The sequence below is a fragment of the Siphonobacter sp. SORGH_AS_1065 genome, from assembly GCF_030818595.1.
GTDB lineage: Bacteria > Bacteroidota > Bacteroidia > Cytophagales > Spirosomataceae > Siphonobacter.
On record NZ_JAUTAM010000004.1, the window covers coordinates 1,349,676 to 1,364,893 of the forward strand.

A 15,218-nucleotide genomic window follows, 5' to 3' on the forward strand; every position below is an offset into this window, starting at 1 on the left:
ATAAAATTTCAATAGGTTATTTAAGTACTAAGGCACATCAAAAAAATATAATTTGGCAAAGCTTACCCTTTATGTACTTTTCGCAATTAGCCTTAATTATTACACCTGACGAAGAGGTATCAAATACAAGACCCTGCTTCAATTCTGATCGGGATCAGAGTGGAAGCAGGGTCTTGGGAAGTTCTTCTTACGACGCGTACGTCAATTTATGAGTGGAGTCCCCTCTTGGCAGTACAGAAATAGCTACGCTCGCAAGGTAAGTAGGACGAGATCGGGTTTACGGAGACGGAAAATTTATTTCTTAAATAAGTGAATTATTTATTTTTATAACTTAACTAGGGTATGGTTTTTTAGTCTTATAGTTGTAACAAGTAAACCTTTACGACCATGAATACCCATGAAGAAAGGAGTAAAGTTACTCCTAAGCCCCAGCCACAACCTAATTATGAAGGCAATCAGGAAGAACCTTCTAGTGTAGAAACCAGAGAAAATTCCGATTTTCCTAACACTGATTCTACCTTATTAGAAAAGATTATTGAAAATATCGAAGAGGGTTCTAAAAAATAACAACTTCCACCTGGCAAAAAGCCGCCCACTGTCTAATAGCAGGGACGGCTTTTTGCTTTTATAAGACATTGACTATTTGCCAGCCAACCATCCTTCGGGGTTCAGCTTGCCAGTGCCTTTCCAAATCTGAAAATTAATTTCAGCACCTCCATCGGGATCCGCTTTCGCTGTTCCAATGACCTGCCGGGCATTTACCCGTTGACCTTCAGATACGGATGCATTGGAAAGTTTAGCGTAAATGGTAAAGTATTCTCCGTGCTGAATCGTAACTACCGTTCCTACGCCCGCAAGTGAAAATATATTTCTAACAATGCCATCATAAACGGCCCGAACGGGTTCGCCAACATTAGTAGCAATATCCACACCCAGATTTTTCACCGAGATTCCGGGCATGGGTGAGTGTACACCAAAATGCTCAGAGATATACCCCGAACGAACAGGCCAGGGCAAGCGGCCTCGGGAAGAGCCAAAAGTAGCTCCGGCTTCAGCCTCGGGAGCAGCCACAATGGCTCGGGCTTCCGCTTTACTTTTGACTACCTCTTCAGCAGAAGGAGCTTTAGCTAAGGCCTCGTCCGCTTTTTCGATAATTTCTTTGGCTTTTTCAGGCGTTGGAGCGGCGGCAGCCTTCGCCGCAGCTTCGGCTCTGGCCCGGGCGGCGGCTTCGCGTTCTTCGGCCTGCTGGCGGGCAATTCGCTCGCGTCTGAGGCGTTCTTCGCGTTCGCGGGCGGCCCGCTGAATTTCCCGTTCAATCACAACCCGAATCATGTTATCGAGTCGATTAATGGCTTTGGTACGCTCCGTAAGCTCCGATTTAAGGGTATTTTCCTGTTTACTTAACTCGTTGACGACAACGGCCTGCCGCTCTTTTGTTTCTTCTAAAGACTCATTTTCTTTCACCTGAGCCTGTAAAACGTCTTTTTTACGAACCTGTTTGTACTTAATGGTTTGCTGCTTGGTATTTAACTCTCCCCGCACCTGCTCAATGTGCCGGGCCTGGTTTTTGCGGGCATCCGTATACTGACGCAGGTATTGGTACCGCATCACCAGCGAGTTAAAGCTATTGGCCGAGAATAAAAAGCTGAGTTTATTATACGTGTTGGCCGTTTTCGAAGCCGCAAAGACCATGGCCGCGTATTCTTTCTTAAGGTTTTTTAAATCCCGGGCCAGACCAGCCGATTGCACCGAGAGGCCTTTCATCTCGCTATTCAATAAATTTATATCCTGAGCCAGCAGATCTATTTGCTTGGTCTTGGTTTCAATTTTGCTGTTGAGGGCTTTCAATTCGGTTAAGGTGGCCGTTTTTTTAGTGGCGGTCTGCCCTAGTACACGGTTGATTTCCCGGATTCGCTCCTGATTTTGCTGTTTTTCGGCTTCCAGTTGCTGACGACTTTGCTTGATGACCATCTCATCTCCACCCCCTGACGAAGTCTTCCGGGAAGTGGGCCGCCGGGTAGTCGTCTTTTTAACGGGAACTTGCTGCTTTTTAGGAGCGACCTTTGCCGATGCCTTCTGCCCTGAAGCTTTCTTAGCCTTTGAGGCAGGCTGCTGACGCTGAGTCGTTTTTTTCTTCCCTTTTTGAGCCTGAGCTTCCGACATGGGCATTAAAAACAGGAAAAGCCCTACTCCCAGATACAGAAGAGAGGGCCGCCGCAGCCAATGGAGTATAGAATGACGTTTGGGGGTACTCAAGATTTTAAAAGACAAATAGTTAAACCAGTATAATTGAGCCTTTCAGACCAACTTATTTACGGGTATACCTGGATGGAATGCTAAAAGGGAAACTCTGTTTTTCCTGCGTTAAATCCACTTTCTTATGCCGCAACTCAATCGAGGTCTGGGCTGTTTTCCCATCCGCCGTCTGAGCCTGTAACTGCAATTGGCTGGTAAAGGGAAACAAAAAGGAATTCAACGAATTAAAATCAGAAAAGGCTAGATCGAGCGTTCGGTTTCCCTGCGTGGCTTTCACGTTTATGAGCTTGTTATTTTCTACATTAATCTGATTATCGATGGCTAAAGATCCCTCTTGCTGATGAACCCAATAAGCTTCGCTGGTTTTAGAGACCGAGTTGGGCTCGTATTTCCAGGGCATAGTACCAATGATTATGGCTTGCAAAAGATCAAAGTTAAGCTCAATTCCGAAGCGGGCACTTAATTGCTGAAAACTTAACTGGGTATAACTCCGATCCAGCACATTAACAATCGTCACCGTATCACGGGTAATAAGACCACGGGCTCCGGTAATGCCAAATTGCCCGGCAGTAAACCAGATGATGCTGTCTTTTTTCATGCGAAGGGTTAAGTCCGCATTGTCAATGCCGCTGTTTCCCGCCTTAAAACCAACTTTTGATCGCGTAGTCAGGTACGAAAAATCCACGTCTTTGATCGTGAAATTAACGTTCTCTCCCTCTTTACTTTCCGGGCTACGAACCGATATTTCTCCTTTCTGGAGCGTATCAACCGTAATACCTGTTGCTGATTTCTGCATTTTATGCCGCTTACAACCGCTTAATGAAAAAACGATTATAAAGGCGTATAACATCCAGTATTTCATTGCTTTTACGTAAGGCCCCTTTGGAGCGATGATCAGGCTAGATAGAACCCGTCGAGATCTTTTTTTCCAGACGATCGGAAGTTTCTCCCAATGATTTGGCCTTTTTCCACATCTCAAGGGCTTTTTCTTTGTCGTTGGACTGAAAAAGAACATCCCCATAATGCTCCCAAATAGTGGCATTGGAGGCATCTAACCGGGTAGCTTTCTCAAGCAATTTGCGGGCATTGGCATAATCCCCTTTCACAAAAAGCACCCAGGCATGCGTATCCAAATACGTTGCATTTTCGGGGAATAGCTTTACCAGCCGACTCGTCATTTCAGTAGCCTTCTCTAGCTTGGCTTTTCGAAGAGACAAAAAATAGCCGTAATTGTTTAAGACATGTTCGTTATTGGCATTCAGTTTGAGGGCCTCTTCGTAGGAATGGTCCGAGGCATCGAATTTACCCATGGCATTATAGGCATCGCCGAGTTGAGCGTAGATAAAGCCTAGTAAATTGGCATCCGTTGTCAAACGCCGGGCTTCTTCCATGGATTCGCTCGACTTTTTGTACTGCTTTTTAGCCAGGTAAGCCGAGCCATTGGCGTACCAGAAAATACCCTGGTTGGGAAATACTTCCAAAGCTTCTTCCGAGTGCGTAATGACGCTATCCATTTGGTTCAGATCCCCATCGAGCTGGATAACCCGCTGCCAGACTTCATTGAGTGATTTATCCAGCCGGGCAGCCTTAATATAGCTGTCCCGGGCAGCGGCTTTTTCATCCCGCTGAGCCAGCAAATCTCCCAGAATGACGTGCCCCTGCACTTGTTCAGGATGGCTTTCTACGAGTGCTTTGGCAAACTTCAAAACTTCTTCATTTTTGGTTTCCTGCGGCAGCATGGCAATGTAACTCGTCAACACCCGGGCCTTGGTTGTCGCATCCAGCGAAGGATCAGAAAAGGCTTTGGCTAACTCTTCATTGCAGCGTTTAAGGTCGCCTTTTTTGCGGTATAACTCAGCCAGCATGATGTGAGCCTGAGCATTATTACTTTGCAGTTGCAGAATTTTCTCCAGTACCGGGATGGCCTCGTTCGAACGGTCGTGCGTCATTAAAAGCTCCGCCTGCTCAACCAGGTATTCTACTTCACCGGGATCGGAATTAATCAAACGCTGCCCTTCAGAAACGGCTTCATTCACTTTTCCCTGTTTGAGTAATACCAACTGTTTCTGACGGCTAATTTCTTCGGTTATCCCTAGCGATTTTTCCAGCCGCTCATACACCTTCAAAGCTTCAGGATACTGATCCTGCTGCATATAGAGGGAAGCTAGCTCCAGAGCGTATTCGGCATTGTCGGGGTAACGGGTAAACAAGAGCTGATACAATTTGGCCGCTTCAGCAAACTTGTTTTTTTTCTCGTATAAATCCGCTAACAATAACGTTGAGTACCGATTCTCGGGCGTAGCAATGAACGACTTTTCGGCCAGTGGCAACGCCTTGTCCGTATCGCCTTTTTTCTCGTAAGATTTGGCTAATGAAAACTGAATACCCGAATTGTCAGGCGATAATTCCAGGGCTTTTTCAAAAATGGGAATAGCCTGATCATATTCATCCTGCATGAAGAATTTCATGCCCTCCGTAAATACCCGTTCAGCCTCTGCCTTCTGTTCCGAAGTGAGGGCTTCTTTCTTTTTTTTCTGTTGAGCGGAAACTGGCAAACTCAATACAGCCATTACTATCCCTAACGCGATTGCTTTCATACACAGCTGTGCGGGTTTAGCTCGAAACTTCTTAAACTCACTGGAGGCAATCTATGGCCAGCGGAATTACTAACGCTGATAGATAAACTTTGAAAGGGGTACTTTGGTTAGTAGCCCGTAAATGTTTCTTTGAAGGAAATACCCTTACCTATATTTCCTCCCCCTTCGTTTTCATCAACGAAGGGTCAAATACAATTAATACTTTCGCCAGTGAAGATAATTTCAATAGCAAAAGTATTAATAAAATTAGTCTGATTTTTCAACTAAAAAGTTGATTACTCAGTCGTTATGAAGAGCATTCCTATACTGTAATGGAATTATAATCTCCTACACTCAGATCCGCAGCTTTGCTGGTCAAATGCACGAAATTACCCACCATTGAATTCTCCAGATTTACGCTTTCAATCACCGTATTTTCCTGTACGATGGAATTGCGGATCACGGAGTCTTTCACGCTGGTTTTCTTGCCAACCGATACATGAGGGCCCAGCACGGTATTTTCAATCACGGCGTTTTCCCCTACAAAAACGGGAGGAATCACGACGGAATTAATCAGTTTCACCGAAGGGTGAATCAGATTCTGATCGCTCACAAATTCCAGGTAACGGCGATTGGTTTCAACCGTTGCCTGTTTATTACCGCAATCGAGCCATTCCTGCACCTGACCGGGAATAAATTTCATTCCCTTGCGACGCATGTTTTCAATGGCATCGGTTAATTGATATTCCCCTGATACTTTGATGTCATGATCCACCAGGTATTGTAATTCATTCTTCAGGTTTTCTCCATCCTTGAAGTAATAAATACCAATAATGGCCAGATCTGAAACAAAGGTCTGGGGTTTTTCAACGAAGCCGATGATCTCGCCGTTTTCATTGACCTGAGCCACGCCAAACGCACTGGGATCTTCCACCGCCTGCACCCAGATAATGGCATCCTGTTCCGTTTCCAGATGAAAGTTCGCCCGGAATAATGTATCTGCGTAGGCAACAATCACGTTACCTTTTAAGCTTTCACCGCCACACAAAATAGCATGAGCTGTACCCAGAGGCTCATTTTGGTAACAAATGCGTCCTTTCGCTCCTACTGACTCGGCAATGGCCAGCAGGCGTTGCTCTACTTCCTGTCCAAAATCACCAATGACAAACGCAATTTCATCGATGGGAGTCGCACAAACTTTGGCAATATCTTCTACCAGACGCTGTACGATCGGTTTTCCGGCAATAGGAATAAGAGGTTTAGGAATACTGAGCGTATGAGGCCGCATCCGCTTGCCCATCCCCGCCATGGGAATAATTATATTCATGACTTAACTAGTAATACGCTTCTTTGATTGTGTGAATAATTCCTACCTATTGATTTTGATTATTCAGCGGTTATCAAAAATATGGCATCTATTTTAGACTGTGTGCAAACATACGGGGATAGTTCTGATTGAGCAACTTTTAGTTATGATCCGGCTTTTAGATTTTTTTGAAAATTTTTCATCCTGATAATCAATCATTAACAACTTTTTTGGGAAATTTTTTCAGACAGGTATTGCATTCGGCTATTTCAGTCACTACTTTTGCAGTCCCAAAACACACCAGTCAGGGACAAGAAAATAAGGTGAAGTAGCTCAGTTGGTAGAGCAACGGACTGAAAATCCGTGTGTCGGCGGTTCGAACCCGCCCTTTACCACATCTCTAAAACGGCATTGATGGAATTCAATGCCGTTTTTTTGTTTTATGTTTTGGAAAAATACTTTTGAATACTTTTCAGAACCTGAACGATCCGATTTCATTTCTGCCTTTTAGTCCCTCTGCTCTCCTATCCCCTTACCAGTTTTTTTTAATACTCTTCTAATCTACATTACTTGCGTTTGCCCCTTAAATCTGCTCTTTTTGCCAGACGTAATACGCCCAAACCCAACCACTTCCTTACCACTATTTCATCAAAAATTAACACTACCAAACCATCCTTTTCCACTTCCAAGAAACGAAATGAGCGGCCATTTGACTTTCATAGTCTTCTAACGTCTTATCTCCGCTATCAGGCATCAGTCTGTTTTAGACTGATACATATCCTGATTTATTATCCCCAAAAACGTTAATACATGAGAATACAGGCACTGACCATCGGGTTGGTAATGCTCGTGGTGAGCTCCAGTTGGGGCCAGACGCTGTACTCGTTCCGAAAAACCCTCGAACAAGTTCGCCAGAGTAACCCTACCCTACGACTGCAAAATCTGGATGTTGCCGCAACCCAATCGGATGAAATTACGGCTGGATTGAAGAGTAATCCTTTCTTGAATAATCAAACCCTTTTTCAACTCTCTCCTCGGCATTTGCCCAACGATGGTACCTTTTTAAGTCGCCAAAATCGGCAGTTCTGGCTCCAGCTTACCAAAGAATTTGATATTTACGGCAAACGCAGCCGACGAGTAAGTCTGGCTCAGGGGCTTACTCAATTGTCAGCCAATAACGTCAAGGAAACCTCAAGGAATGTACTTCGCGATGCGGCTCTTTTGTGGCTGGATGCTTGGTACGCGTCTACGAAGGTGACGCTTCTGGAACAAACCCAGATTAACCTGGATAGCCTGGTCTATCTCAACCGGGTGCGGCTCCGCAATCAGGTAGTTAGTACAACGGACCTTACCCGGACGGAAGTGCTTTCTACGCAAAATGCCCTGCAACTTCGCACGGCCCGACAACTGTATCGGAATGAACTGTCCGAGCTTACCATTCAGATGGGTCAGCCCGATAGTATCCAGCTTGACATTAACGATCCCGTGCTTTCACCTTTTAGCGTAGATAGCTTATTAACGTATTCCCAGAACCAGCGTTCGGACGTACTGGCCGCCCGCAGTGGTCTGGAAGCGGCTAATCGAAATAGGGAGCTTCAACAGGTACTGGCCAAACCAGCCAATGAAATGGGAGCCATCTGGAACCCACAGAATGCCATCCCCTACGCGGGTGTGTTCCTGACTTTTGAGTTACCCGTTTTTAGCCGGAATCAGGGGGAAATTCAGAAGTCTAAAATTCTTCAACAACAGGCTCAGGATCAGCTTACTTTTCTCCAAAAACGCATCAGCGTCGAACTCAGAAATGCCTTAACATCCTTTCAAAATCATCAGCGAACCCTTCAGCAATACGAGCAGCTTTTGCTACAATCGGACAAAGTACTGGCTTCGGTTCGCTATGCGTATCTCAAGGGAGCTACCACGCTGGTGGATTACCTCGAAGCCCAGCGTACCTGGTATGACACCCGTCAGACCTATTACGATGCCCTGTTTGAATACCGAAAAAGTTTTGTTGACGTCTTGTATAGTTCTGGATTAATCTCTCAATGGTAATGAATCAATATATCGCAGCTCTGGCCCTGCTTCTGAGCATAATGGCCTGTCAGAAAACCGAAAAGAAAGCCCCACCCGAACTGTTACGCCCCACCGTTGAGCAGGACGGCAAAATACTCATTTTACCTACGAAGGAAATGGCTTCGGCCTTTAAAACCATTACCGCCAGCACGAGTAATCTGGTGGCTCATTTTGAAGCACCAGCTCAGGTAGCGGCGACCGTACTAGCTTCTCAGGAAAACCCCAATCAAAACCTGGTTCTCTTTAATGATGCCGAACTAGCTGCTCATTACACGCAATTGCTTCAACACCGCATTAACATCCGAACGCTTAAAGTCAACGTAAGCCGGGCCAAAGATCTGGCTGCCAACGGGGCCGGAACGGGACGGGATGTACTCGAAGCCGAAACCCAGTTGGATAACGAAGAAGCCGCCGTCATTGAGCACGAAGCCCGGCTGCAAATGGGTGGTTTTCCGGCAGAACTATTATTAAAAGCACGTCCTCAAACGGCCTGGGTGGTTTGCGAGGTGCCCGAAAGTCAGCTTACCCGCGTGAAGAAAGGTCAGACCTGCAAGCTAACCTTTACCGCTTACCCAAACGAGGAATTCTCTGGAGTTCTTCAGGCCATTAACGAAATCGCTGATGTTCAGACCCGCATGATCAAACTTCGTATTCTGGTTAATAACGCAGGTGGAAAACTCAAAGCCGGCATGTTTGCCACGGTACGTTTTGGTCTGGCCGAAGGGAATTACCTTTCAGTTCCCCAGTCCGCCGTGGTGACCATTCAGGGTAAGGATTATCTTTTTGTGGAAACCAAGCCCTTGACCTACGAACGCCGCTCGGTAACGACGGGCCAGCAAACGGGTAACGCCCTGGTCATTTTCTCGGGTCTTAAAGCCGGAGAACAGGTGGTAACGGAAAACGCCATGCAGCTCAAAGGCATCAGCTTCGGGTTTTAGGGCTTTAATGTTGAAGGAGTGAATGATAGAATGAGTAAGGGGCAAGTTTTCCTAACCTCTAATATTTACTGATTCGAAAACGGCAAACTCTTAACAGAAAACTGAAAACTACCATGATGCTTCAGGCTCAGATTTTACTTAATAAAGACGAAATGGATGCTCACGGGCATCCCTTATACTTAACCTTACTGCAATGGCTGGTCGCTCATGACATTGCTCAGGCTTCGGTGTTTGAAGGCATTAGTGGCATTGGGAACCATCGCATTATTCAGCCCGGAGCTTTGTTTTCCTTTGACGAGCCGCCCGTGGTGATTCTGTTTGAAGAAGAAACGGAAAAGGTAAGAGCTACCCTTCGCGAGATTCGCAGCTTTTCTCCTCGGATTCAAATCATTGCTTACCCCATAGAAATTTTCTAACCGACCCTTGGCTTTGGGCCAATAGTCTTTGCTAACATTCCCGATGATTCGCAGTTTATTATTGTTTTCCCTCAAGAATCGGTGGGTGGTTATTGCCCTGGCAACAGCCATGATGGGTCTGGGATACTGGTGCTTTCGAATGCTCAAAATCGAAGCCTATCCCGACATTGCCGATACCAACGTCATTGTCATTGCCAAGTACGATGGACGAGCAGCCGAAGAGGTCGAACAACAAGTGACCATTCCCATCGAACGGGCTCTTAATAACACCCCCCACGTCACGGATCGCCGATCACGTACGATTTTTGGGTTATCAGTAGTCCAGCTCAATTTTGACGAAACCGTCACGGATTACTTTGCCCGGCAACAGGTTCTTGAACGCATTGCCGCCGCCGAATTGCCCGATGGAGTAACCACCGAGCTAGCTCCGCTGACTACCGCCGTGGGCGAGATTTTCCGTTACGTCGTGGAAGCTCCGCCAACCTATACACCCATGCAACTTCGGGATTTACAGGATTGGCGAATTGTACCGCAGTTACTGCAAGTTCCCGGCATTGCGGATGTGGTAACGTTCGGCGGGCCACTAAAAGAATTTCATATCCTAACAGACCCCACCAAGCTTCGCAAGTACAACCTCAAGCTTACGGACGTCATGGAGGCTGTCAGCAAAAATAACCAGAACACGGGCGGTAACCTCATTGACCGGGGCGGACAGGGCTTTGCCGTGCGGGGATTAGGCGTTTTAAAAACGCCCAAGGACATTGAAACCATCGTGCTTACGGCCATTGACGGCGTGCCGGTTTTCTTATCCGACGTAGCCCGGGTGGAAATCTCTCCGCCAGCTCCTTCGGGTATTCTGGGCTATAATGTACGGGAAGCTAAAGTTGACATTACGGGTTCAACAGAAGGCATCGTCGTGCTTCGGCGGGGCGAAAACCCCAGCGAAGCTCTGGAAGCCCTAAAAGCCAAAATGGCCGAATTACAGGCTCGTGATTTACCTAAAGGCGTTACCCTACGGGTGCTTTATGACCGGAGCTTTTTAATTGATCACTCCTTAGAAACGGTAGCCCATACCCTGTTTGAGGGCATTTCGATTGTCATTGTACTTTTGGTCCTCTTCTTGGGTAGTTTCCGGGCGGCTTTGGTGGTGACCATTACCATTCCCTTTTCGCTGCTGTTTGCCTTCATGCTCATGAAAATTGCGGGCATTCCAGCTAACCTTCTTTCCCTGGGAGCAATTGACTTTGGTATCATTGTCGATGGAGCCTGCGTGATGGTTGAGCATTTGATTCGAAGGTATCGTTCGGCCACGCAGGAAGAAAAACAGCGGGGCATTATACCCCTTACCCTCTCGGCAGCTCAGGAAGTAGGTCGGGAAATTTTCTTTTCCGTAACCATTATCATTCTGGCCTATTTACCCATTCTGCTCATGCAGCGGGTAGAAGGAAAACTCTTCCGACCCATGGCCCTAACCCTGGCTTTTGCCGTAGTAGGTTCCATGTTGGCGGCTCTCACCTTTATCCCAGTGCTGGTATCTTTTGCCTTTAAAAAATCGCTGGACCCGTCGGCTAAGCCCGCAAAAGAGCATAAAAACTTCCTCCTGAATCCCTTCGAAAAAGGCTACGCTCGGTTGCTCACGCACTTACTTCGCGGACCTAAGCTGGTATTAACCGTCGGTTTTGCAGTCGTTTTTGTGATGATTGGCATGGGCGTTAAACTGGGAACGGAATTTCTTCCTGAGCTGGATGAAGGCTCGATATTCCTGCGTTCGTTTATGCCTTCGGGCGTTACCATTCAGGAAAACGCCAAAATTGCTCCTAAAATCCGGCAGATTATTGCTAAAAATTACCCCGTTGATTTTGTCATTACCCAGACCGGAAGAAATGATACGGGAACCGACCCTTTCCCTCCCAACCGAACCGAAATTCTCGTGGGATTAAAGGATTACGCTACCTGGACGGATAGTCTACGAAAAAAAGATCTCGTGGCCCGGATTCAAACCGAGCTTCAGAATACCTTTCCCGGTTCGTTCTTTTCTTCGGGACAGCCTATTATTGATCAGGTTATGGAAATTGTAACGGGCTCGGCGGCAGATTTAGCTATTTCCGTCGTGGGAAATGACCTGGATTTGCTCCGCACAAAAGCCGATAGCATTGCTGCCATCGTCAAACAAACCAAAGGAGCAGTGGCGGTAAATATTGAACAGGAAGGCCCACAGGATCAGCTTTCCATTCAGGTGAATCGACAGGCTGCGGCCCGCTACGGCGTCAATGTTTCTGACGTTGAAACCATGGTTGAAGCGGCCATTGGCGGTAAGGATGTGGGCACGATTTACGATGAAGACCGCCGTTATGATCTAGTCATTCGTTTTACCCCCGAAAGCCGTAACTCAATTGACGTGATTCGGGAATTGCAGGTTCCGGCGGCCTCAGGTGCCTTAATTCCGATGAGCGAGCTGGCTGACATTAAGTATGTACAGGGCCAAACCAACATTTACCGCATCAATAGTAAACGCATGGTTACCGTCCGCACCAATATTCGGGGTCGGGATCAGGGCGGCTTTGTAGAAGAAGTACAGGGTAAGATTAGTGGAAAGGTTACCATTCCCGAAGGCTACGAAGTCATCTACGGCGGCCAGTATGAAAACCTGGAACGAGCCGGCGGGCAACTTTTATTAACCATTCCGCTGACGGTTGTCGTGGTAAGCCTGTTTTTATACCTGCTCTTTAAAAATTTCCAGGATACCTTCCTGACGTTAACCTGTATTCTTTTTGCCTTAGGTGGCGGCATTACCGCTTTGCTGATGCGGGGATATAACTTCAATGTATCGGCTGGGGTAGGTTTTGTGTCGATTTTCGGGATTTCAGTTATGGCAGGTGTCTTACTGGTTTCAGCCCTTAACCGGGCGAAAACGGCGGGGGGTGATTTATTTGAAACCGTTTACGAAGTTTCCAAAGAACAGCTTCGAGCAATTATGGCCATTATGATTGTCGCGATCATTGGTTTGGTTCCGGCGGCTACTTCCTCGGGAATTGGCTCGGATGTGCAGCGGCCCCTGGCTACTGTAATCATCGGTGGACTTACTTCCACGCTCCTTTTTGCTCCCTTATTAATTCCTCCATTATTTCTGCTGTTAGAACGCCGGGCCAGACGCCGTCCGGCTGTTATCAGCCCCAAATCAGAGCTGGAATAGAAAAAGAATAACCGCTACTCATAACCTTTTCAGGGGAGTAGCGGTTTTCATGAATAGCTTTAGGTAGAAGCAGTTTTACCCTATTTATGGTGTTTTGTCACCGTGAATACTCTTATTTTGCTATTCAATCCGATCCTTTCTGGTTTAATGAGTGTACGCCTGCTTTTCGTTTTCTGGTTATGTGTGTGTGGGCAAGTTGGTGCTCAGCAGATTTCTCCCAAGCGTGAGCTTCGGGCCGTGTGGATAGCCACGGTTAATAACATTGACTGGCCTAAGCCGGGAGATTATAATACGGCTTCTCAGCAACAATCCTTTCGACAAATTATTGATCAGCACCAGAAATCGGGCATGAACGCTTTGTTTGTGCAGGTTCGCGATGCTGCCGATTCCTATTACGCCAAAGGGTCCATTGAGCCCTGGTCTAAGTGGCTCACGGGCCAGCAAGGCAAAGCTCCCGAGCCCTTCTATGATCCGCTGGAATTCATGATCGAGGAATCGCATAACCGAGGGCTGGAATTTCATGCCTGGCTTAACCTCAACCGGGCCGTTTTTAAAGGTCATCCCAACGTTACTGCCGATCACGTCAGCCGCCAGCATCCCGACTGGATGCTAAGCTACGACGGTATGAAACTCTTCAATGTCGGCATTCCCGAAGTTCGCAATTACATTACCCAGATCGTGGTTAACCTCGTTAAGAATTATGATCTCGACGGCATTCACTTTGACGATTACTTTTATCCCTACCGCGTAGTTGGGCAGGTTTTAAACGATCAGGTTAGTTTTTATAAATACGGAGCCGGTTTTGCCAACATCCACGACTGGCGGCGGGATAATATCGATCAGTTAATCCATCAGATTTCGGATTCCATTAAGGTTCATAAGCCTTACGTTAAGTTTGGGATTAGTCCTTTTGCCATCTGGCGAAACCGTAGTTCGCTGGCTCCCGACGGCTCCGAAACCCGTGGTCTCAGTTCCTATGACGATCTGTACGCAGATACGCGGAAATGGCTAAAAATGGGCTGGATCGACTACATTGCTCCGCAAGTCTATTTTCACCGCAATCATAAACTCGTGCCCTATCAGCCATTAGTGGAATGGTGGCGAAAAAATTGCTTTGGCAAGCACCTTTACATCGGACAGGGAGCCTATCGAATGAACGGAGAAAACGGCTGGGAGAAAGCCGACGAAATGCCCATTCAGATTCGATTTAACCGTACACACCCGGAAATTCAGGGTAGCATTTACTTTAGCTCGCGTTCGCTGATTAATAACTATCAGGGCTTTCAGGACACCCTGCGTCAGGATCTGTACCGCTTACCAGCGTTAGTACCAACCATGCCCTGGAAGGACAAAACACCGCCTTTACCCCCGCAGGAATTTGAAGTACGCAAGCAGGATAATCAGGTGATCATGAACTGGCAGTTACCTCCTGCCGCCGTTGATGGTGAACGACCCCGGCAATTTGTGGTGTACCGCTTCCGGGATAACGAACCCATTGCTCTGAATAACGCCTCTAAAATACTGGCCATTCTCAACGCCTCACGGCTTTCCTACACCGATACTCCCCCCAACCCAGGGAATTACCGTTACGTAGTGACTTCGCTGGATCGGCTGCAAAATGAAAGTTACGGCGTGATGACAAATGTTGAACTTCAGCAATTTTGAATGAGTGAAGGAGAGAGTGATTGAATGGAGTGGAGTTACTGTCGTCCTTGTGTTAATGCTCACATCATTGCCATCACCTCTCTCTATGTTCTTACTTATTCACTCATTCTCTCACTCACTCATTCAAAATTGAACTAACCCGTGATGTTGAGATAGATGGTGTCGAGGATTCGTACTAAATCGTCGAAATCCTGATCGGAAAGATTGGCCCAACCGATTTTCCTTACCTCGGCTACTACGGGGAAAGCGGCATGAAATTTATCCAGGCCCGCCGGGGTTAAGTGCAGATTGAATTTTCGGCGATCTTCTTCAGCCATCCGCCGCTCAATGAGGCCTTTTTTAACGAGGATATCCAGAATTCGGGTAACGGTAGGGTTATCCTTGGCCGTTTTGTCAGCCAGTGCATTCTGACTAATGCCCGGAAAATGTTGAATGTGATCGAGTAATACCCATTGGTCTACCGTCAGCTCCATGCCCGCTTCATCCAATCGCTTCTGAAAAACATAACGGACTTTTTTAATAGTCGTGTCAATTTTAAAAAAGTAGGCTCGTTGATCGGAAGCAGTCATGATAAGTCGGTGTCGTTGATGAAGCAGTTAGGGGTAGCTGCCGAATGATTTAACTTCAAATGTAGGATTTGAAAACTAAAAATAGACACTTTAGCCTAGGGTATTAGCTAAAAGGCCCGTAACAAACGTCTTTATCCGTGGGAAGAATCAGGAAAGTCGAGAGAGAAAGTCCTACAAGCCCTATGCCCAAATCATTGGGACGATTCAGGCAAAGGGAGTTGTAGAACCG

11 protein-coding genes and 1 tRNA gene are annotated in these 15,218 nt (G+C 46.8%); 7 read left to right on the forward strand and 5 right to left on the reverse strand.

The window, feature by feature from the left end; all coding sequences use genetic code 11:
- The first annotated feature begins 387 nt into the window (after nt 1–387).
- The gene (locus QE390_RS06105) at nt 388–567 is read left to right on the forward strand and encodes a hypothetical protein (protein WP_106636979.1); all 180 of its coding nucleotides are present in this window, start codon (nt 388–390) and stop codon (nt 565–567) included.
- Nucleotides 568–639: 72 nt separating this feature from the next.
- On the opposite strand, the gene QE390_RS06110 is transcribed toward QE390_RS06105, so the two are convergent.
- The 4 genes from QE390_RS06110 to QE390_RS06125 form a co-directional block, all read right to left on the reverse strand.
- Nucleotides 640–2,256 carry a murein hydrolase activator EnvC gene (locus tag QE390_RS06110; protein ID WP_307141495.1) on the reverse strand — a complete coding sequence of 539 codons (1,617 nt, stop codon included), beginning with the start codon at nt 2,254–2,256 and terminating at the stop codon, nt 640–642.
- 52 nt (nt 2,257–2,308) lie between these two features.
- Complete coding sequence (locus QE390_RS06115; RefSeq protein ID WP_307141496.1) at nt 2,309–3,052, reverse strand: DUF4292 domain-containing protein; 744 nt, start codon at nt 3,050–3,052, stop codon at nt 2,309–2,311.
- Between the two features lie 103 nt (nt 3,053–3,155).
- On the reverse strand, nt 3,156–4,853 hold the full coding sequence (locus QE390_RS06120) for a tetratricopeptide repeat protein (RefSeq protein ID WP_307141497.1): 1,698 nt from the start codon (nt 4,851–4,853) through the stop codon (nt 3,156–3,158).
- Between the two features lie 301 nt (nt 4,854–5,154).
- Nucleotides 5,155–6,159, reverse strand: coding sequence for a sugar phosphate nucleotidyltransferase (locus tag QE390_RS06125; protein ID WP_106636985.1), 1,005 nt, complete (start codon nt 6,157–6,159; stop codon nt 5,155–5,157).
- Nucleotides 6,160–6,460: 301 nt separating this feature from the next.
- Between QE390_RS06125 and QE390_RS06130 the strand changes: the two genes are divergently transcribed.
- From QE390_RS06130 to QE390_RS06155, 6 genes are all read left to right on the forward strand, one after another.
- Nucleotides 6,461–6,533, forward strand: a tRNA-Phe gene (locus QE390_RS06130).
- A gap of 415 nt (nt 6,534–6,948) precedes the next feature.
- Entirely contained in the window at nt 6,949–8,187 is a 1,239-nt protein-coding gene (locus tag QE390_RS06135; RefSeq protein WP_307141498.1) for a TolC family protein, read from the forward strand.
- A complete protein-coding gene (locus QE390_RS06140) occupies nt 8,187–9,146 on the forward strand; it encodes an efflux RND transporter periplasmic adaptor subunit (protein WP_307141499.1) in 960 nt (319 codons plus the stop codon). Before QE390_RS06135 ends, QE390_RS06140 begins: the two co-directional genes overlap by 1 nt.
- Before the next feature lie 113 nt (nt 9,147–9,259).
- Complete coding sequence (locus QE390_RS06145) at nt 9,260–9,562, forward strand: DUF190 domain-containing protein (protein ID WP_106636988.1); 303 nt, start codon at nt 9,260–9,262, stop codon at nt 9,560–9,562.
- A gap of 43 nt (nt 9,563–9,605) precedes the next feature.
- Complete coding sequence (locus QE390_RS06150; RefSeq protein WP_307141500.1) at nt 9,606–12,755, forward strand: efflux RND transporter permease subunit; 3,150 nt, start codon at nt 9,606–9,608, stop codon at nt 12,753–12,755.
- Between the two features lie 102 nt (nt 12,756–12,857).
- The gene (locus tag QE390_RS06155; protein WP_232793708.1) at nt 12,858–14,420 is read left to right on the forward strand and encodes a glycoside hydrolase family 10 protein; all 1,563 of its coding nucleotides are present in this window, start codon (nt 12,858–12,860) and stop codon (nt 14,418–14,420) included.
- 134 nt (nt 14,421–14,554) lie between these two features.
- Here QE390_RS06155 and QE390_RS06160 read toward each other — a convergent pair whose 3' ends face one another.
- Nucleotides 14,555–14,989, reverse strand: a complete 435-nt coding sequence (locus tag QE390_RS06160; RefSeq protein ID WP_106636990.1) for a MarR family winged helix-turn-helix transcriptional regulator — start codon at nt 14,987–14,989, stop codon at nt 14,555–14,557.
- Nucleotides 14,990–15,218: the final 229 nt, after the last annotated feature.